Consider the following 16397-nt stretch of genomic DNA (forward strand, 5'->3'; position numbering starts at 1 on the left):
AATCATGATCGCTACCTCCTCTCGTGCGGTGATCTGCACGCCTCACGCCCAGGCCAGTGCCGCTGGGATGCAGATCCTTGAAGCCGGTGGCACTGCCATTGATGCCATGTTGGCAGCCAGCGCCATGCTCGCCGTGGTTTTCCCGCACATGACCGGCCTGGGCGGGGATGCCCTGTGGATGATCCACGACACTCAGGTGCGCACCATCGTGGGGATCGGGCAGGCTGGGCAGCGTTTGCCTGAGGGTGGAATCATCGGTTTGAGGGGGCCGTCGTCGGTCGCCACCACGGCGGGTGCGCTGGCGAGTTGGCAGACGGCGGCGACGATCAGCCGACATGAGTGGGGTTCCCATCTTGGGTGGGCCGACCTGTTGCAGGACGCCGCCAGTGTGGCGGAGGCGGGCACGCCGGTTTCACAGTCGCAGCTGTTTTGGCAGACATTGCGGCAGCCACTCATCGAGCAGTTGCCGGACCTGCACGGTGTCTGCAAAACCGATGGGCGTTGGCTACGCGCAGGCGATACGCTGCGCCAGCCGGCGCTGGCCAATACCTTGCGGCATCTGGCCAGGCACGGTGTCGAGGACTTCTATCAGGGCGAGTTGGCCCACGCCTTCGGTGCGGCGTTCGATCGGCTCGGTTGTGGCTTGACCCAGGCCGACCTGGCGGCTACGCGTGCACCGCTGGTGGCCCCGATCTCGGTACGTTACCGCCAGGGCCATCTCTATAACGTTGCACCGCCGTGCCAGGGGCTTTATACGTTGCAAGCCATGGCCGCGCTGCAGCATAAGCCACTCGCGCGGGTCGGCAACGGCGGCGCGCTTTACTACCACTACCTGGTCGAAGCCATCAAGCAAGGCCTGCTGCGCCGAAACGCGCAGTTGTGCGACCCCCTGAACACGCCTTGGGATTTTGCCGCCAGTCTCGATGAACGGCACATCCAAGGGTATGCCGATGCCATCGACGACCAGCGTGCAGCGCCGTGGAACGAGCCGGGACGTCCGGCCGATACGGTGTGGATGGCGGCGACCGATGCCCAGGGCCGCACGGCCTGCCTCATCCAGAGTTTGTTTCACGACTTCGGCTCTGGCTGTATTCTGGGTGACACCGGGGTGCTATGGCAGAACCGTGCTGCGGGTTTCAACGCCAACCCCGAGCACGTCAATGGCTGGGCTCCCGGCAAGCGTCCCGCGCACACGCTCAACCCGTCCTGTTACCTGGCGGACGATGGCCAGCGCTGGTTCTTCGGCACGCAGGGGGGCGATGGCCAACCGCAGACGCAGATGGTTCTGGCGACTCAGCTCATCGACTATCGGCAGCCCATCGATCAGGCGCTGGCGACTCCGCGCTTTCTGTTGGGCCGCAGTTTTTTCGACAGCACCGACAACCTCAAGCTCGAGGGCGATATGCCTGCCGCGACCATCGAAGGCCTGGCGGCGCTCGGCCATGAGGTGGAAATCATAGCTGCGCAGAGCCCGATGACGGGCCATGCCGGTATCATTGCCATTGATGCCCAGGGTCGGCGCAGCGCCATGCATGATCCGCGAGGTGAGGGTACGGCCCTTGGCCAGGTAGACTGAGGGCCGAACCGGGCATTTGCCGGATACGGGGCATCTCGTGTATAGGCATGAGGCCTTCCAGACAACAGAGGAAACGATGGGGTTGAGTACCGTCACTGCCAAACAGCTCGAGGTGCAGCGTATCGTCGATGCGTTGTTCAAGGCCATTGCCCAACATCGCCTGCCGCCCGGCACCCGGTTGGTCGAAGCCCACATCGTCGAAACCTTGCAGGCCAACCGCAATCATGTGCAGGTCGCGCTACAGCGCCTGGCGATGCAGAAAGTCGTGACCATCGAAGCCAATCGCGGCGCCATGGTTGCCCAGCCGACGGCGAAGGAAGCGCGGGACATCTTCAGCGCCCGTCGTGCCATCGAGCGGGCCATTGTCGAGGCCATTACCCCGGCCGTGATGCGCAAACAGCGGCAACGCATTGCCAGCCATATGAGTAACGAACGCAAAGCCACCAGCGATACCGATCGCCGCGCCATCGTTCGCGAGCTGAGCGAATTTCACCTGCTGCTCGGCGAGATCAGCGGCAATACCGTGCTCAGCGATATCCTGGGCAACCTGATGGTGCGCAGCTCGTTGATCGTGGCGCTGTACCAGCGTAACGACGTGCCGTCGTGCGCGTCGGATGAGCATCAGGAAATCATTACCGCGCTGGAGCAAGGCGATAATGCACGGGCCGTGGCGGTCATGCTCGAACACCTGGACGAACTGGAAGGGCAGCTGGCGCTGGAAGAGCGAGCGCTGGAGGAGTTCAACCTCAAGCAAGCGCTGCGTGGCTGATGCGCAGGCGTTGCCTGTTCGATCACGGCCTCAGCAACTTCCCCGCCGGTCTGCTGAAGGTTTGCCTGCCACCCTTGAAACCCATCACCGGGGCGCTGATCTCGGCGATCACCGCAGCGGGTGAGGGCGCGTCGAAGACGATGAAGTCGGCGCGGCAGCCTGGTAGCAGGCCGTAATTTTTCAGCCTGAGCAGGCGTGCCGACTCGCTGGAGACCCAAGCCAGGCATTGCAGCAGCTGCCCTACAGTACCCATCTGACAGACGTTGGCGAACAGATTGGCCTGACGCACCAGCGAGGCATCGCCATAGGGCGTAAACGGATTGCCGACATTGTTGGTAGACACCGAACACGTCACGCCACAGGCGTGCAGATACGCCAGCGGCGCCAGCCCCCGAGGTTTGTTGTGGAACACCTCGCGACCCATCAGGAACAGGTCGGTGCTGGGCAGGCAGGTCACCTGTACGCCCGCTTCGGCCAGCTCGAGGGCGATTACCGTCAATGATTCCCTGGGCAGGGCGGACAGCTTGGTCACATGGCCGATGGTCACGCGTCCGCCCCAGCCATGCAGCCGCGTACAGCGTGCGACTTCCATGACGGTCAGGCCTTCGGGGTTCAAATCGAAATCCAGATGCAGGTCAAGGTCGCAGTCGTAACGCGTAGCCAATTCGAACAAGCGCTGGATCTGTCCCAGCGGGTCGCTGTCCATGTACGGACACCCGCCCAGGACTGTTGCGCCACTTTCCAGTGCCTCGCACAACAGTGCTTCGGTGCCCGGGTTGTTCAGCAGCCCTTCCTGCGGGAACACACACAGCTCCAGGCTGATCGCCCAGGCATAGTCAGCCTGCAAGCGGCGAATGGCATGGAAGCCGGTCAAGCCGATCTGCGGGTCCAACTCGACATGGGTGCGCATGTGTGTCGTGCCTTGCACGATGGCTTTGTCCAGCACCTGAGCGCCGCGCCGATACACATCGTCTTCGGTAAACCCCGCTTTCGCCGCTCGGGTCTGGGCCACCGCTTCGGCCAGCGTGCCTTCCTGCAGGTGGCAGCGCTGCATGATGCAGGCCTTGTCCAGATGAATGTGGGTTTCGATCAGGCCGGGCATGATGAGCTGCCCCTGCAGATCAAGGGTGTCCCACTGGTGTGTGTCGGCACTCCAGGCGTCGACGAAATAGCCGTTCTCTACCTGCAGCTGGGTCAGGTGGTTACCGTCGCCAAGCCGCGCATTGATGATCTGCAAAGCGTTCATGCGCTGACTCCTTCGCCCAGGTAGGCCGCGGCCAGATCTTTGTCGTCGCGCAATTGCGCGGCGTTGCCAGACTTCACAATGGTTCCGGTTTCCAGCACATACGCGCGGTCAGCCACTTGCAGCGCGAGGTTGGCCATCTGGTCTACCAGCAGAATGGTCACACCCTCGTCGCGCAGCGCAGCCAGCGCGTCGTAAAGCTCGCCGATCATGGCAGGTGAAAGGCCCAGCGACGGTTCATCGAGCAGAAGGATTTTCGGCTTTGCCATCAGGCCGCGACCCACCGCGACCATCTGTTGCTCGCCACCGGACAGCAGACCGGCCGGGTTGTCGATGCGATCGCGCAGACGAGGGAAGCGCTTGAGGATGGCCTCGATTTCAGCGTCGGTATCGAAGGCTTCGCGACGTGAGTAACCACCCAGTAACAAATTGTCGCGCACGCTCAGGTAAGGAAAGACCTGACGACCTTCGGGTACCAACGCCAGGCCCTGCGCGGCGATCAGGCTGGCACTGGTTTGTTCGATATTTTCGTTGTCGAGCAGGATGCTGCCGCTGCTGGCGCGATGCAGGCCGGCCAGGCATTGCAGGATGCTGGATTTACCCGCGCCGTTCGCGCCGAGGATGGCCACCAGTTCGCCGGGATTCACCAGCAGATTGACCTTGTTGACCACGGCGGACGCGCCGTAATCAATGACCAGATCCTTGACGTACAAACGCGCGTCGCGGCTACCCGCCCAGGGTTGCGCGCGCGGGGTGGCTTGGTAGTCGGTGCCGCCCAGATACGCGGCGATCACTTGCGGGTTCTGGCGGATTTCGGAGGGTGGCCCCGACGCAATCGGCTTGCCCGCGTCGAGCACCAGTAAATGCTCGGACACCGACATCACCAGTGCCATGTCGTGCTCGACCAGAATCACTGTGAGGCCAAAATCCGCCAGCTTGCGCAGCAGTACCGCCAGGTCGTCGGTGTCGCGACGGCTGAGGCCTGCCGCTGGCTCGTCCAGCAATAGCACGGTCGGTGCAGTCGCCAGCGCCCGGGCTATTTCCACCAGGCGGCGGTCTACGTGGGGCAAATCCTCGGCGGCAATATTCACTTCGCCGCGATAGCCCACCAACGCCAGCAACTCCAGCGCCAGGCTGCGTTGCGTTTCCAGGGCACGGCTGAACGGCAGGCCCAGGCGCCCCTTCTGCATCGCCACGAGCAGGTTGTCGAGCACGGACAGTTCGCCGAACAACAAGGTGGTCTGGTACGTACGGGCAATGCCGGCCCGGGCCGTCTTCCAGGCAGGCAGCCCAGCCAGCGGTTGTTGCAATTCGATCTGGCCGCTGTCCGGTGCGTAAAACCCGCTGATCATGTTCAGAACCGTGGTTTTGCCCGCGCCGTTTGGGCCGATGATGCTGGTGATACTGCCGGCGGGTGCCTGCAGACTGACGTGTTGCGCAGCCTGTACGCCGCCGAAGCGGATGCCGATATCGGTAACCCGCAGCCCTGAGGACGGGCCGCGGCTGCGCAGATGAGCGGCGACGCGTGCGTGATCGATGCACGTCGGCGGCACCAGGCGAGCGGGTTTGATCACGCGCCGGGCGAGGGCACCGAGCAAGCCGTTGGGCGCGATCCACAGTACGATCAGCAGCAGTATGGAGAAGATCAGCAACCGGTATTCGGCGAAATCCGACAGCAGTTCCGGCACCAGCACGATCAACACGGCACCGATCAGCGGCCCGAACAGCATACCGCTGCCGCCCACGATCACGGCCAGAACGAACAGGATGGATTGGGAGAAGGGGAAGGACTCCGGGTTGATGAACATCAGCAAGGGCGCAAGCAAACCACCTGCCAGCCCGGTCAAGGCCGCCGACAATGCGAATGCCAGGGTTTTACTTATCACCGGGTTGAAGCCCAGCGAGCGCGCGGCGATTTCCGAGGTTTTCACCGCCAGCATGGCCTTGCCCCAGCCGCTCTTGCTCAGGCGCCGATAGAACAACAGCGCGCCGATCATCAGCGTGGCGGCGAGCAGCGCGAGCAGGATCGCCGGATCAAGGCCGGCGAACTCCGGCAACGGGATACCCATCAGGCCATTTGAGCCTCCTGTTACATCCCGCCATTCGATCAAGCCGTGGTGCACCACGAACGAGAAGGCGATGGTGATCATCGCCAGATACGGGCCGCTGACCCGAAGCGCGGGGATCGCCAACAGCGCGCCGATCAGACCCGCCACGGCACCGGCCATCGGCAGGGCCAGCCACAACGACCATCCCGCCATGCTCAGCAGGGCCGATACATAAGCGCCAATCGCGTAGAACGCGATATGTCCGAAGGAAATTTGCCCGCTCAGGCCAATCAGGATGTTCAGGCCCACACCGACCACTGCCGCCAGCGCACAGAGGGTGAAAACCAACAGCGAGTAGCTGTCGAGGGTGAATGCCAGGACGCCAGACAGCACAGCGAGCAAGGCGATGAACGCCGGAGCGACCAGGGTTTTGAGGTTGTTCATACTTTCACCAATGCCCGGCTGCCAAACAGACCGTTGGGACGAATCGCCAGCGCCAGAATGACCAGCGCGAAGGTAAATATCTGGGTGAATGCCGAGCCGAAGTACAAGGTGATCAATGCTTCGGTCAGGCCGAACAGCAATCCGGCGGCAAAGACCCCGCCGGCGCTGCCGATGCCGCCCAGAATCGCTACCGCAAAGGCTTTCAGGCCGAACAACATGCCCATTTCCGCGTTGACGCTGAACAGCGGCGCAATCAGCAGGCCCGCCACCCCCGCGAAGACGGTCGACAACGCAAAGGCGATGGCCACCACACGATTGACGTTGATGCCCATCAACATCGCGGCGCGCGGATTCTGCACGCAGGCTTCAAGTACCTTGCCCAACCGGGTGTAACGCCGCACCAGATGCAGCGCCAAGGCGACGGCAGCGCCCGCTAGCGGAATCAGCAATTGCAGGGCACTGATGTGGCTGCCGAACAGCTCGACATTCAGGTTCACCAAGGCGCTTTCGAACTGTCGAGGCTCCTTGCCGAAGGTGAACAGCGCAAGGTTGTCCACCAGGATTCCGCCCGCCACCGTTGCCATCAGCCAGGCCTGCGAGCCGCGGCTGTGGAAAGGTCGTACCAGGTAGCGCTCGATCGCCAGGCCATACAGCGCACAGAGGATCAGTGTCAGCGGCACGCCCAGCCACAGTGGCCAGCCCCAGTTGATGCAAAACGTGTAGCCGAGCACCGCACCGACCATCATGGCGCTGCCCTGGGCAAAGTTGACGGTGCGCGATACGACGTAGGTCAGGTGAAAACCCAACGCCAGCAACGCATACATGCTGCCCAGGCCAAGCCCGGTGATAATGGCGGCGGTGAACATCGCTTACTCCTGCGGCTTGAGCGGTACGATCTGGTCGTTGACGAAGTGGCTGAAGATATAGTCGTCAGGCCCCAGGGCGTCATGCTTGGGTGGGCTGAACGGCTGCTTGTAGTGCTTGATCAAGCCGTCATAGTCGGTGATGGCGTAGAAACCATCGCGCACGGCCGGGCCGTCCGTTTTGCCGGCCTTTTCGATGGCTTGAGCAGCGAGATGCAGCGCGTCGTACGCATTGGCAATCCCGACTGCCGGGGTCACGTCGGCCACGGTCTTGATCTGCGGGTAGGCTGTTTTCAATGCGGCCAGCAATGCATCGCCCTTGGCGCCGTTGTGTTCGGTGAACACGTAGGTCTGGATGAAATGCACCTTGGACGCATTGGGGCCTGCCAGTTCGCCGAAGCGACCACCGGCCGGCCCCCAGTGGGAAACCACCGGGACGTCCCAGCCCATGCGGTCCAGAGACTTCACGACCTGCGCCGATGGACCCACATTGCCGACCATCAGCAATGTGTCCGCACCGGCGTTTTTCAGGCGCGTCAACTGCGGAACTACATCCAGATCGCTGTCCTGGATGCGCTCGACACCGGCATTGGCCAGGCTGCGTTTTTCCAGGGCACGTTTGAAACCTGCCTCGTTGGATTCGCCCCATGGGTTATTGATAAGGATCATGCCCGGCTTTTTCATGCCGTTGGCGACGCCGTATTGCACCAGCGCCTCGTCCACCAGCTCGTCGACGGCAGAGACGCGGAACACATAGTTATCTGCCGCGCCGTTCTCGGTGATCTTCGTACCTGCCGCCCAGATGCCCATGAACGGCACTTTCAGTTGATTGGCCAGCGGTACGATTGCCAGAGAAACCGGCGTGTCCAAGCCGCCGAACAGCACAGTGACCTTCTCGCGCTGGACCAGTTCGCGGGCGGCGAGCATACCTTTGGACGGGTTGCTTTCGTCGTCACGGCGCACCAACTCCAACTGACGGCCAAGCACGCCGCCACGGGCGTTGACCTCATTGATGGCCATGCTCAGGCCGCGGGTCAAGGCTTCGCCCGACTTGGCCGACTGACCCGAGAGGGCGGCTACCAGACCGACTTTGATCGGCGGTTCGGCCGCGTGCGCGCCCAGAACCATTGCCAGGTTGAGAGTGGCTGCCGCAGCCACGGGGAACAGCAGACGTTGCAGGTTTGGAAGCCAGGTGGCCATGGTTTACTCTCCTGATTGCTAGCATTTGCATATTTATTGCTAGCAAGTAGGGTGCCAGTCGTTACATCCTTGAAAACGGCTTAACTAGCCATCCGAGCGCCTGTTTACGCGCCAAAATAAAGCGTTCCGCACCAGGCAGAGGCATCCTTGGTTGCCGGGTTTCCCTTGATTCAGGAGTTATGGCAATGATCGATATGAACGAAGACGTACAGATTGTTAGCAGTTTCCTCGAAGCTTCGATGGCGCCGGATCCGGTCCGCGCTGCGACGTTCATGAGTGAGGATGTGCAGATCACCTTTACCGGCGGGCGGGTGATGCCCGATCCCCAGGCAATCACTGCGTTCAACGGTTCACGTTACGCTTGGGTCAAAAAGGCCTTGGGTAACTTCGACTGGATGGATCGTGGCGATCACACCGTGGTGTATTCGAACGGCACGCTGTTCGGCGAGTGGGCTGATGGCCGCAGTTTCTCGGGTAATCGTTATCTGGATCGGTTCGAGGTACGCAATGGCAAGATAGTGCGCATGGACGTCTGGAATGACAGTGCCGAATGGCTGCTGGCGCCAGAGATTGCCAAGGCCTGAAAAGCGGTCTCGCGAAATTTTTTTCCATGGGGCCAGCAGCCCCTACCTGCGTCCAGGGTGAGCCGGTTACCGGCTCGCTCCCTGGTCTCTTGCATACATAGGCTGCGCTGAAGAAACCCTGTAGGACAAATCTGAAAATCCCCCCTTTGCCTATCGTCCCACCCCACCCCCTGCCAACCTTCGGCTTTCCCTTACCAAACGCTTGAGCCGGAGAGCTGCATGGACGTCGCCTTGTGCACCATCAACAACACCGTTTACGACATCGCCGGATTCGAGGCGCTGAGCCCCAATTGCGTGGCTGTCATGCGGCGCAATCTGTTGTGCCCGCGTTGCCTGGGGCCGGGGTTCTATCGCAAGGCGGCGCGCAGTGGCCAGGCGTCGTGTTTCGGTGCGCGGCCGCATGCCGACTTCTGCGACATGGGCGGCCCGCAAAGTGAGTCGTATCGGGGTGATACGCTGGAGCAGGATGATGTGGTCAATCGTGGCGAGCGCATCGAGGTGGACTTTGCCTTCGGTGCGCCGCTGCGTCACTACGGGGTAGAGGAGGGTACCGAGCCGGTCTACGGGGTGGGCCGGCACAGTGGCGGGCATGCCGCCCAGGGGGCGCAGACGCGTCAGCGTCGGTTGAGCACGCTGTTGAAGAACTTGATCCTGAGTGAGGACTTCCGTCGCTCCGAGCAGTTGATTTCGGTGGAAAGCGGGCTGTTCAAGGTGCGCGATTTCTTCGTGCCGTTCGCCCGCGCCGAGTTCGATGAGCTGGAACGCATGCGCGGTTACTGGGGCTTGGTGTCCGACGCGGCGCAGTCGGGCGATCAGCCGCCGAGCCTGTGGCTCAACACCGGCGGGCGGCAGGACTTGAGCGTGGTGGTCGACGGTTCGCTGGTCGACGATTTCACCCAGCGTTTCCCCATCCATGAGCTGGAAGACCTGGCCGGCGCCTACGTGCTGGTGTTTGGTTGCATGCGTGTGTCGAAGAATGCCAAGAAGTACATCGCGGTGAATGATATCTCGCGTATAACGCTCAACAAGACGCTTTGACGTTGCGCCGGGCTTTCATGCCTGGCGCCGCCTGTTCGATTTTGAAGGAGTGATGCATGTTGTTGGAATACGGTGCTATCACCGTGATGTTTCCAATTGCGCTGGTGATTGCCGGTTGGTTGTGGTTGGCCGGTTCACGCGCGGCTTGTACGGTGTGGTTGCTGACGGTGCTGTGCGCCTATGGCCTGGTGGGTGCCAGCAAAATTTTGTTCAAGGGATGGGGCATCGGCCTGCCGTCGTTGAACATTGCCGTGTTCAGCGGTCATGCGATGAATGCCTGCCTGATGGTGCCGGTGCTGGCGAGCGTTCTGGCGCGGCAGGTTCACCCATACCTGCGATGGCCAGCAGCCCTGGCGGGTATCGGCTTTGGAGTATGGTTTGCGGCGACACTGGTGGGCAATGTGATCCACCCGATGGCGGAGGCCATCATGGGCGCGCTGATTGGGGGGAGTGCCGCTTTTGGATTCTTGCTGGTACTGGAGCGTTGGAGCCTGCAGCGCCTGGGGCCGGCTACGTTGCTGCCTGGCCTGATGCTGATCACGCTCGCCGGGGCTGCGCCAAAATTCACTGCCGAGCACTGGCTCGATCAAGTGGCCACATCGCTGTCCGGGGCGACAAAGCCCTTTCGCCATGCAGACCTGAAGCGCGAATCGTCGACGTTGTGAAGCGTGCAGGATCGGTGCGGCGGGAGGCGGCGCGCATGCGCCGCTGCGATGGGTAGGGTCAGCCCAGATGCTGAACGATCTTGTCCTTGATCAGCAGGCGTTTTTCCTTGAGCTTCTTGACCTCGTCGTCCGGCGCGGCGCGGTCTTCGGCCTTGACCACGTCGGCATCGCTGACATGGTATTGGGTCAGTAGCTGGCTAAGCCGATCGTCGCTCTTGGCGCGGGTTTCGACTTCTTCCTTGCTCTGTTTCAGATCAGCGAACAGGTTGTGTTTTACCGGCATCTCGACACCTCTGGGTGGGGTGGACAGAATGGTGGGCCATGGAAAATGACCCGATGCCTAGGTTCGACCCCCCGTTGGGGGCAGATCGTTCAATGCATGTGCCCGCAACGGGCGCTCGCCGGATTAACGACCGCAGGCACGCATGGATGTCCCCGTGGAAGCAGGGCCGATATATACTGCGCGCCATTATTCGTGGGAGAGCCTTGTGGCCATCGATATTCACTGGATTCGCGACGATGCCAGCCTGGCTGAGCATTGCGCCCACTGGCAGAGCTTGCCGTACGTTGCCCTCGACACCGAATTCATGCGGGTCGACACCTTCTACCCCATCGCAGGGCTGTTGCAGATCGGCGATGGCGCCAGCGCCTTCCTCATCGATCCGTTGTCGATTACCCAGTGGCAGCCACTGACCCAACTGCTGGAAAATCCGGCGGTGATCAAGGTGCTGCACGCCTGCAGCGAAGACCTGGAAGTGCTGCTGCGCCTGACCGGCAGCCTGCCGGCGCCGCTGTTCGACACGCAGCTGGCCGCTGCCTACCTCAATCTTGGTTTCTCCATGGGCTATTCGCGCCTGGTCCAGGAAGTGCTGGGCATCGAGTTGCCCAAGGGCGAGACGCGTTCGGATTGGCTGCAGCGGCCGTTGTCCGACACCCAGGTCAGCTACGCTGCCGAGGATGCCGTGCACTTGGCCGAAGTGTTCGAGAAGCTGCGCCCGCAGCTGTCCGAGGACAAGTACGCCTGGGTCCTCGAAGACGGCGCCGAATTGGTGGCACAGCTGCGCCGCGAAGTGAACCCCGACGAGTTGTACCGTGACGCCAAGCTGGCCTGGAAACTGTCACGCGCGCAACTGGCGGTACTGCGCGAACTGTGCGCGTGGCGCGAACGGGAAGCCCGTGCGCGCGACCTGCCGCGCAACCGCATCGTGCGCGAGCAGTCGCTGTGGCCGCTGGCCAAGCTGCAACCGGATAACCTGCAGACGCTGGCCAAGATCGAAGACATGCATCCGCGCACCGTCCGCCAGGATGGCGAGCAGATTCTGGCGTTGATCAAGGCTGCGGCCAGCGTTGCGCCCGAGCAGTGGCCATCGGTGCTGCCCGAGCCGCTGCCGATCGAAGCGTCGGCCGTGCTCAAGCAGTTGCGTGCGATTGGCCAGCGTGAAGCCGAGCGTCTGAACATGGCGCCCGAGCTGATGCTGCGCAAGAAGACCCTCGAGGCGTTGCTCAAGACAGGCTACCCCGACGGCCCCTATCACTTGCCCGATTCGCTGCGTGGATGGCGACGCGAGCGCATGGGGCAGGCCCTGCTCGATAGCCTGGCCACCGCTGGAGACCAGCCATGAAACGTATCTGTTCGATCTACCGTAGCCCGTGCAAGAACGGAATGTACCTCTATGTGCTCAAGAGCGATGCGCTCGAGCGCGTTCCCGAAGGCCTGTTGAGCGTGTTCGGCAAACCGGTGCACGCCTTCGATCTGGTGCTCAGCCCGGAACGTGCCCTGGCGCGCGAAGACATCAACCTGGTGCTCGAACACTTGGAAACACAGGGTTACCACCTGCAGATGCCGCCTGCCGAAGACGAGTACATCGAGCATCTTCCCGAAGAGCTGCTGCGCCGCAACGACCCTATCTGACTCTCCTTATCTGATTAACCCTGCCTGCTGCCGCCCTGCCGATACGGGGTCGCGCAGCTGTCTTGACCAAGGCCTCGCAATGACCCGCGTTCTGATCGCCGAACACGATTATGCCGTTTACGCCAAGTTGCTCGGCGCAGCTGCTCCCCATTTGAATGTACACACCAGCGGCGACCCTGCCGAGCTGGCGCGGCTGGCGGCGGACTGCCCGGTCTGGCTCGGCCAGCCGGACCTGTTCGTCAACCTGCTGCGCACCGGCGCGACCCCGCAATGGGCGCAGTCGACGTGGGCGGGCATCACCCCGCTATTGGGCGAAGGCCTGCCGCGTGCCTATCGCCTGACCCGCGCCGTCGGCATCTTTGGCCAAGTGATGGCCGAGTACATGCTGACCTATATGCTAGGCCATGAGCGCGAAGTGCTGGCGCGGCTGGTCAGCCAGGTCGAGCGCAAGTGGGATCCACGTCCCGGTTGCAGCCTGGCCGGGCGTCGCGTGCTGATCGTCGGCATCGGCGAGATCGGCCAGGCCGTGGCGAAGTTCCTGCAACCCTTCGGCGTCACGCTGATAGGTGTGGCCAGCACTGCAAGGGAGTTGTCACCGTTCGTCGAGGTGGCGCCGCTCGCTGAGCTCGGGCGTCTGGTGGAAGAGGCCGACTACGTGATCAACTTGCTGCCCGACACCGTGCAGACCCACGATCTGTTCGACGCCGCGCTGTTCAAGCGCTTCAAGCCGCAGGCGCTGTTCATCAATGCCGGGCGCGGCGTGGCGGTGGTGGATGCCGATCTGGTGGAAGCGCTCAAGGAAGGGCACCTGGCTGGGGCTGTGATCGACGTTTGTCGTCAGGAGCCGCTGCCGGTCAAGCACCCGTTCTGGACGGCCTGGGGCTTGCTGCTCACCGGCCACAGCGCAGCGCCAACCTCGCCACCGGCCATGGTCGAGCTCTTCGTCGAGAACCTGCAGGCGTGGCAGGACGGCAAGGCGCTGCGCGGCGAAGTGGATTTCGCTCGCGGGTATTGAATGGGCCAGGGGCGGCGGCGCAGAGTCTGCCGCCCCATCGGTCTACGGGTTGGCTTACAGCGTGAAATCGCCTTCGGCCACCAGCTGGCTCAACGGCAGGCGTGGGCTGGGCAGTTCGCGACCTTGCAGGTACTCGGCCAGGGTGGCCTTGTCACCCAGCTTGCCGATGGCCACGGCCGCATGCACGGCATATTCAGCCGGGATCTTCAGCTCTTCACGGGTTTTATCCTGATCGAAGCCGGCCATGCCATGGGTGTGCCAGCCGCTGATGCTGGCTTGCAGCGCAAGGTGCGCCCAGGCCGAGCCGGTGTCGAAGGTGTGCCACAACGCCGGCGATTCTTCGGTGGCGCCGGGGGCGGTGAAGGTGGTCTTCGAGGCGATGATCACGATGGCGGAAGAGTGCTGCGCCCAGGAACGGTTGAATTCATTGAGCAGGCCCAGGTAGCGCTCCCAGTTCGGCGTACCGCGGCGCGCGTAGAGAAAGCGCCAGGGTTGCGAGTTGTAGGCCGAGGCGGCCCAGCGGGCGGCTTCGAAGAAGCTCAGCAGGGTGTCCTGTTCGATCTCGACCGGCTCGAACGCGCGCGGCGACCAGCGATTGATGAATTGCTCGTGGATGGCATAGTCGGCGATGCGGGGATTGGCGCTCATGGCATTCCTGATTGAAGGGTGATGGAGGGCAGGGGGTAAAAACTACTGCGAATCGATCGCGCCTGACAAGTGAAGCTTACCGGCAGTCGCCAGAGCTTGGCCCGCGCTGCAGGGCGCACTAGACTGGCGGCCCTTTCAGGTACCGCCCACGCCTGAGCCGTCAATTTCGTACAGGACACTCGGTCACATGGCTGCCATCGTCGAACCCTTCTGGATGCGCAAGACGCTCGAGCAACTCGACCCGCTCGAGTGGGAGTCCCTGTGCGACGGCTGTGGCCTGTGCTGTCTGCAGAAGCTCGAGGACGAAGACGACGAGAGCGTCTACTACACCCGTGTGGCCTGCAAGATGCTCGACCTCAAGACCTGTCAGTGCAGCGACTATCCGCGGCGCAAGTCTTTCGTGCCGGACTGCATCCAGCTGACGCCGGGCCAGGCCGACCAATTCAAATGGCTACCACCGACCTGCGGTTATCGCCTGGTCAGCCAGGGGCAGGACCTGCCGCTTTGGCATCATCTGGTCTGCGGTGACCGCGAACAGGTGCACAAACAGCGTATTTCGCAGTCCGGCAAAATGGTCAGCGAGAAGGATGTCGACGAAGACGATTGGGAAGACTATCTGATCTTTCGCGCGGGTTGATTCGTCGCGCTGGTCGCTCGGCAGATAAAGCTGCGCCCCGCTGCAGCATGACATGCAGAGGGGCGCGGTTGACGCTCGAGGCACTCAGATCTTTGGCGTCACAGCCGGGTCTTCGCCAGTCACGGTAGCGGTGTCGGTCGCCGAATCGGCATTTTTCTTCAGGTTCAGCAGATCTTCGCCAGCGCGTTCGATCTTGTTGCGGATCTCTTCCAGATCGCTGCGGCCTTTCTCGGCCAGCGACTTGGCTGCACAGTGACCGCTCCAGCCGCGGGCCAGGGCTGCGCCACCAATGGCCACCTGGATCAGACCGAAGATCCCGCCGCGGCGCAGACCCTTGCCGATCGAGACGACGCCTACCAGCAACGAGCCGGCGCGTTCCCAACCCTTGACGTTATGGTAGTCGGGCTGGGTAACGGATTTGATGACGTCCACGGTTTTGCTGTCGCTCATGGTGAATCTCCTGATAGGGCAGTGATAACAAGCTGACTGCCAAATCTTCACGCTGTTCCATTGGCTTATTTGAATTTGGGCCCGGAGCGCGTGTTGTTGCCTTTGGCCAAGCGGTCGTAAAGCACGACGTTGACCGTGGCGGCCAGGTTCATGCAGCCGGTGGTGGGGATGTAGATGGTGTCTTCGCACCAGTCGCGCACGCTTTGGTCGAGGCTGCCGTCCTCGGGGCCGAAGATGTAGATGGCGCGATCCGGATGGGTGTATTCGGGCAGCGGACGTGCGCCATCGACCAGCTCGACGGCCACGGGGGTGCAGCCCAGCGGAATGATTTTCTGCAAATCGTCGATGCCGATGAGCGGAATGTCGTAGTGAACCCGCTTGGTGTCGGTGACGAAATCACGTGCACGCTCGTAGCGCTTGCCCGTATAGAACACCGAGTTGACCCCGTAGCAACCGGCGGCGCGCATGACCGAGCCGACGTTTTCCGGGGATTTGGGGTTGAACAACCCGATGCAGCTGTACCGTTTGTTGGCCACGTGCTCGCTCAGTCTTTTTTCATCAATCCGGCCAGGGCCGCGAAGGGGTTGTGGGTCGCCTTGGCGATGGTCGGGCTGCTGGTGGAGCCTTCGGCGTAGTACTGCTGGTCGGTGTAGCGCGAGTGCTCGTTGTCGTGGCAGTACAGGCACAGCAGTTCCCAGTTGGAACCGTCCTGGGGGTTGTTGTCGTGGTTGTGGTCGCGGTGGTGCACGGTCAACTCGCTCAGGCGCTTGCCGGCGAACTCGCGGGCGCAGCGGCCGCACACGTGCGGGTACATGCGCAGGGCCTTGTCGCGGTAGCCGCTTTCGCGCTCGCGCTGGGCATCGGCGAGAATGCGATCGAGCTTGGCGGTATGGGGTGTGGACGAACTCATGGGGTTCACCTCGGATAATGACGGTCAGGCGCTATATTAACGTTTTCCCTCGCGTAGGAGCGGTCCGTGGCCGCGAAAAGGGCGCTGCGGTGCCTCAGGCAGACTGCGGCGCGCCTTTCGCGGCCGATGACCGCTCCTACGGTGGGAATGGTGCAGCGTTCGTCCGTAGGAGCGGTCCGTGGCCGCGAAAAGGCGCTGCGGTGTTTCAGGCAGACCGCGGTACGCCCTTCGCGGCCGATGACCGCTCCTACGGTGGGCATGGTGCAGCGTTCGTCCGTAGGAGTGGTCCGTGGCCGCGAAAAGGCGCTGCGGTGCTTCAGGCAGACCGAGGTGCGCCCTTCGCGGCCGATGACCGCTCCTACGGTGGGCATGGTGCAGCGTTCGTCCGTAGGAGC

18 protein-coding genes are annotated in these 16397 nt (G+C 62.5%); 9 read left to right on the forward strand and 9 right to left on the reverse strand.

The features are described 5' to 3' along the window. Window positions 1–4: 4 nt before the first annotated feature. Both IFT75_RS00220 and IFT75_RS00225 read left to right on the forward strand, forming a co-directional pair. Window positions 5–1576, forward strand: a complete 1572-nt coding sequence (locus IFT75_RS00220) for a gamma-glutamyltransferase family protein (RefSeq protein ID WP_192052745.1) — start codon at window positions 5–7, stop codon at window positions 1574–1576. A gap of 76 nt (window positions 1577–1652) precedes the next feature. Then, window positions 1653–2345 carry a GntR family transcriptional regulator gene (locus tag IFT75_RS00225; protein WP_122476658.1) on the forward strand — a complete coding sequence of 231 codons (693 nt, stop codon included), beginning with the start codon at window positions 1653–1655 and terminating at the stop codon, window positions 2343–2345. Between the two features lie 22 nt (window positions 2346–2367). On the opposite strand, the gene IFT75_RS00230 is transcribed toward IFT75_RS00225, so the two are convergent. The 4 genes from IFT75_RS00230 to IFT75_RS00245 are packed head-to-tail and all read right to left on the reverse strand — an operon-like array spanning window position 2368 to window position 8143. Next, window positions 2368–3591, reverse strand: a complete 1224-nt coding sequence (locus IFT75_RS00230; protein WP_192052747.1) for an amidohydrolase family protein — start codon at window positions 3589–3591, stop codon at window positions 2368–2370. Further along, entirely contained in the window at window positions 3588–6080 is a 2493-nt protein-coding gene (locus tag IFT75_RS00235; protein ID WP_192052749.1) for a branched-chain amino acid ABC transporter ATP-binding protein/permease, read from the reverse strand. Before IFT75_RS00235 ends, IFT75_RS00230 begins: the two co-directional genes overlap by 4 nt. Continuing rightward, the gene (locus IFT75_RS00240) at window positions 6077–6946 is read right to left on the reverse strand and encodes a branched-chain amino acid ABC transporter permease (RefSeq protein WP_122476652.1); all 870 of its coding nucleotides are present in this window, start codon (window positions 6944–6946) and stop codon (window positions 6077–6079) included. Before IFT75_RS00240 ends, IFT75_RS00235 begins: the two co-directional genes overlap by 4 nt. 3 nt (window positions 6947–6949) lie before the next feature. Next, on the reverse strand, window positions 6950–8143 hold the full coding sequence (locus IFT75_RS00245) for an ABC transporter substrate-binding protein (RefSeq protein WP_192052751.1): 1194 nt from the start codon (window positions 8141–8143) through the stop codon (window positions 6950–6952). A 185-nt stretch (window positions 8144–8328) separates the two neighbouring features. On the opposite strand from IFT75_RS00245, the gene IFT75_RS00250 reads away from it, so the two are divergent. The 3 genes from IFT75_RS00250 to IFT75_RS00260 all read left to right on the forward strand — a co-directional run bounded on the left by IFT75_RS00250 (window position 8329) and on the right by IFT75_RS00260 (window position 10430). Beyond that, window positions 8329–8727: a nuclear transport factor 2 family protein gene (locus tag IFT75_RS00250; protein ID WP_192052753.1), complete on the forward strand. Its 399-nt coding sequence runs from the start codon at window positions 8329–8331 to the stop codon at window positions 8725–8727. 219 nt (window positions 8728–8946) lie between these two features. Continuing rightward, complete coding sequence (locus IFT75_RS00255) at window positions 8947–9765, forward strand: hypothetical protein (RefSeq protein ID WP_122476646.1); 819 nt, start codon at window positions 8947–8949, stop codon at window positions 9763–9765. A gap of 152 nt (window positions 9766–9917) precedes the next feature. Continuing rightward, complete coding sequence (locus IFT75_RS00260; RefSeq protein WP_342214359.1) at window positions 9918–10430, forward strand: hypothetical protein; 513 nt, start codon at window positions 9918–9920, stop codon at window positions 10428–10430. Between the two features lie 58 nt (window positions 10431–10488). Here IFT75_RS00260 and IFT75_RS00265 read toward each other — a convergent pair whose 3' ends face one another. Then, a complete protein-coding gene (locus tag IFT75_RS00265; protein ID WP_122476645.1) occupies window positions 10489–10713 on the reverse strand; it encodes a hypothetical protein in 225 nt (74 codons plus the stop codon). Between the two features lie 205 nt (window positions 10714–10918). Here IFT75_RS00265 and rnd point away from each other — a divergent pair, with 205 nt between their 5' ends. The 3 genes from rnd (at window position 10919) to IFT75_RS00280 (ending at window position 13357) form a co-directional block, all read left to right on the forward strand. Continuing rightward, window positions 10919–12052 carry a ribonuclease D gene (rnd, locus tag IFT75_RS00270; RefSeq protein WP_192052755.1) on the forward strand — a complete coding sequence of 378 codons (1134 nt, stop codon included), beginning with the start codon at window positions 10919–10921 and terminating at the stop codon, window positions 12050–12052. Further along, a complete protein-coding gene (locus tag IFT75_RS00275; protein WP_122476641.1) occupies window positions 12049–12342 on the forward strand; it encodes a YcgL domain-containing protein in 294 nt (97 codons plus the stop codon). Before rnd ends, IFT75_RS00275 begins: the two co-directional genes overlap by 4 nt. Before the next feature lie 79 nt (window positions 12343–12421). Then, a complete protein-coding gene (locus IFT75_RS00280; RefSeq protein ID WP_192052757.1) occupies window positions 12422–13357 on the forward strand; it encodes a D-2-hydroxyacid dehydrogenase in 936 nt (311 codons plus the stop codon). Between the two features lie 54 nt (window positions 13358–13411). Here IFT75_RS00280 and IFT75_RS00285 read toward each other — a convergent pair whose 3' ends face one another. Then, window positions 13412–14005, reverse strand: a complete 594-nt coding sequence (locus IFT75_RS00285; protein ID WP_122476637.1) for a nitroreductase family protein — start codon at window positions 14003–14005, stop codon at window positions 13412–13414. Between the two features lie 187 nt (window positions 14006–14192). Between IFT75_RS00285 and IFT75_RS00290 the strand changes: the two genes are divergently transcribed. Beyond that, complete coding sequence (locus tag IFT75_RS00290; protein ID WP_122476635.1) at window positions 14193–14642, forward strand: YcgN family cysteine cluster protein; 450 nt, start codon at window positions 14193–14195, stop codon at window positions 14640–14642. An 84-nt stretch (window positions 14643–14726) separates the two neighbouring features. Here IFT75_RS00290 and IFT75_RS00295 read toward each other — a convergent pair whose 3' ends face one another. The 3 genes from IFT75_RS00295 to IFT75_RS00305 form a co-directional block, all read right to left on the reverse strand. After that, the gene (locus tag IFT75_RS00295; protein ID WP_122476633.1) at window positions 14727–15092 is read right to left on the reverse strand and encodes a YgaP family membrane protein; all 366 of its coding nucleotides are present in this window, start codon (window positions 15090–15092) and stop codon (window positions 14727–14729) included. 65 nt (window positions 15093–15157) lie between these two features. Further along, window positions 15158–15628, reverse strand: a complete 471-nt coding sequence (locus tag IFT75_RS00300) for an RNA methyltransferase (RefSeq protein ID WP_049862310.1) — start codon at window positions 15626–15628, stop codon at window positions 15158–15160. A gap of 8 nt (window positions 15629–15636) precedes the next feature. After that, a complete protein-coding gene (locus IFT75_RS00305) occupies window positions 15637–16002 on the reverse strand; it encodes a YajD family HNH nuclease (protein WP_043185061.1) in 366 nt (121 codons plus the stop codon). Window positions 16003–16397: the final 395 nt, after the last annotated feature.

The organism is Pseudomonas sp. CFBP 8758, assembly GCF_014841725.1.
GTDB lineage: Bacteria > Pseudomonadota > Gammaproteobacteria > Pseudomonadales > Pseudomonadaceae > Aquipseudomonas > Aquipseudomonas baltica.

Excerpts from the sequence above, each read along its gene's own strand:
- IFT75_RS00220 (WP_192052745.1), top strand. The coding sequence starts at position 5 with ATGATCGCTACCTCCTCTCGTGCGGTGATCTGCACGCCTCACGCCCAG.
- IFT75_RS00225 (WP_122476658.1), top strand. The coding sequence starts at position 1,653 with ATGGGGTTGAGTACCGTCACTGCCAAACAGCTCGAGGTGCAGCGTATC.
- IFT75_RS00230 (WP_192052747.1), bottom strand. The coding sequence starts at position 3,591 with ATGAACGCTTTGCAGATCATCAATGCGCGGCTTGGCGACGGTAACCAC.
- IFT75_RS00235 (WP_192052749.1), bottom strand. The coding sequence starts at position 6,080 with ATGAACAACCTCAAAACCCTGGTCGCTCCGGCGTTCATCGCCTTGCTC.
- IFT75_RS00240 (WP_122476652.1), bottom strand. The coding sequence starts at position 6,946 with ATGTTCACCGCCGCCATTATCACCGGGCTTGGCCTGGGCAGCATGTAT.
- IFT75_RS00245 (WP_192052751.1), bottom strand. The coding sequence starts at position 8,143 with ATGGCCACCTGGCTTCCAAACCTGCAACGTCTGCTGTTCCCCGTGGCT.
- IFT75_RS00250 (WP_192052753.1), top strand. The coding sequence starts at position 8,329 with ATGATCGATATGAACGAAGACGTACAGATTGTTAGCAGTTTCCTCGAA.
- IFT75_RS00255 (WP_122476646.1), top strand. The coding sequence starts at position 8,947 with ATGGACGTCGCCTTGTGCACCATCAACAACACCGTTTACGACATCGCC.
- IFT75_RS00265 (WP_122476645.1), bottom strand. The coding sequence starts at position 10,713 with ATGCCGGTAAAACACAACCTGTTCGCTGATCTGAAACAGAGCAAGGAA.
- IFT75_RS00275 (WP_122476641.1), top strand. The coding sequence starts at position 12,049 with ATGAAACGTATCTGTTCGATCTACCGTAGCCCGTGCAAGAACGGAATG.
- IFT75_RS00280 (WP_192052757.1), top strand. The coding sequence starts at position 12,422 with ATGACCCGCGTTCTGATCGCCGAACACGATTATGCCGTTTACGCCAAG.
- IFT75_RS00285 (WP_122476637.1), bottom strand. The coding sequence starts at position 14,005 with ATGAGCGCCAATCCCCGCATCGCCGACTATGCCATCCACGAGCAATTC.
- IFT75_RS00290 (WP_122476635.1), top strand. The coding sequence starts at position 14,193 with ATGGCTGCCATCGTCGAACCCTTCTGGATGCGCAAGACGCTCGAGCAA.
- IFT75_RS00295 (WP_122476633.1), bottom strand. The coding sequence starts at position 15,092 with ATGAGCGACAGCAAAACCGTGGACGTCATCAAATCCGTTACCCAGCCC.
- IFT75_RS00305 (WP_043185061.1), bottom strand. The coding sequence starts at position 16,002 with ATGAGTTCGTCCACACCCCATACCGCCAAGCTCGATCGCATTCTCGCC.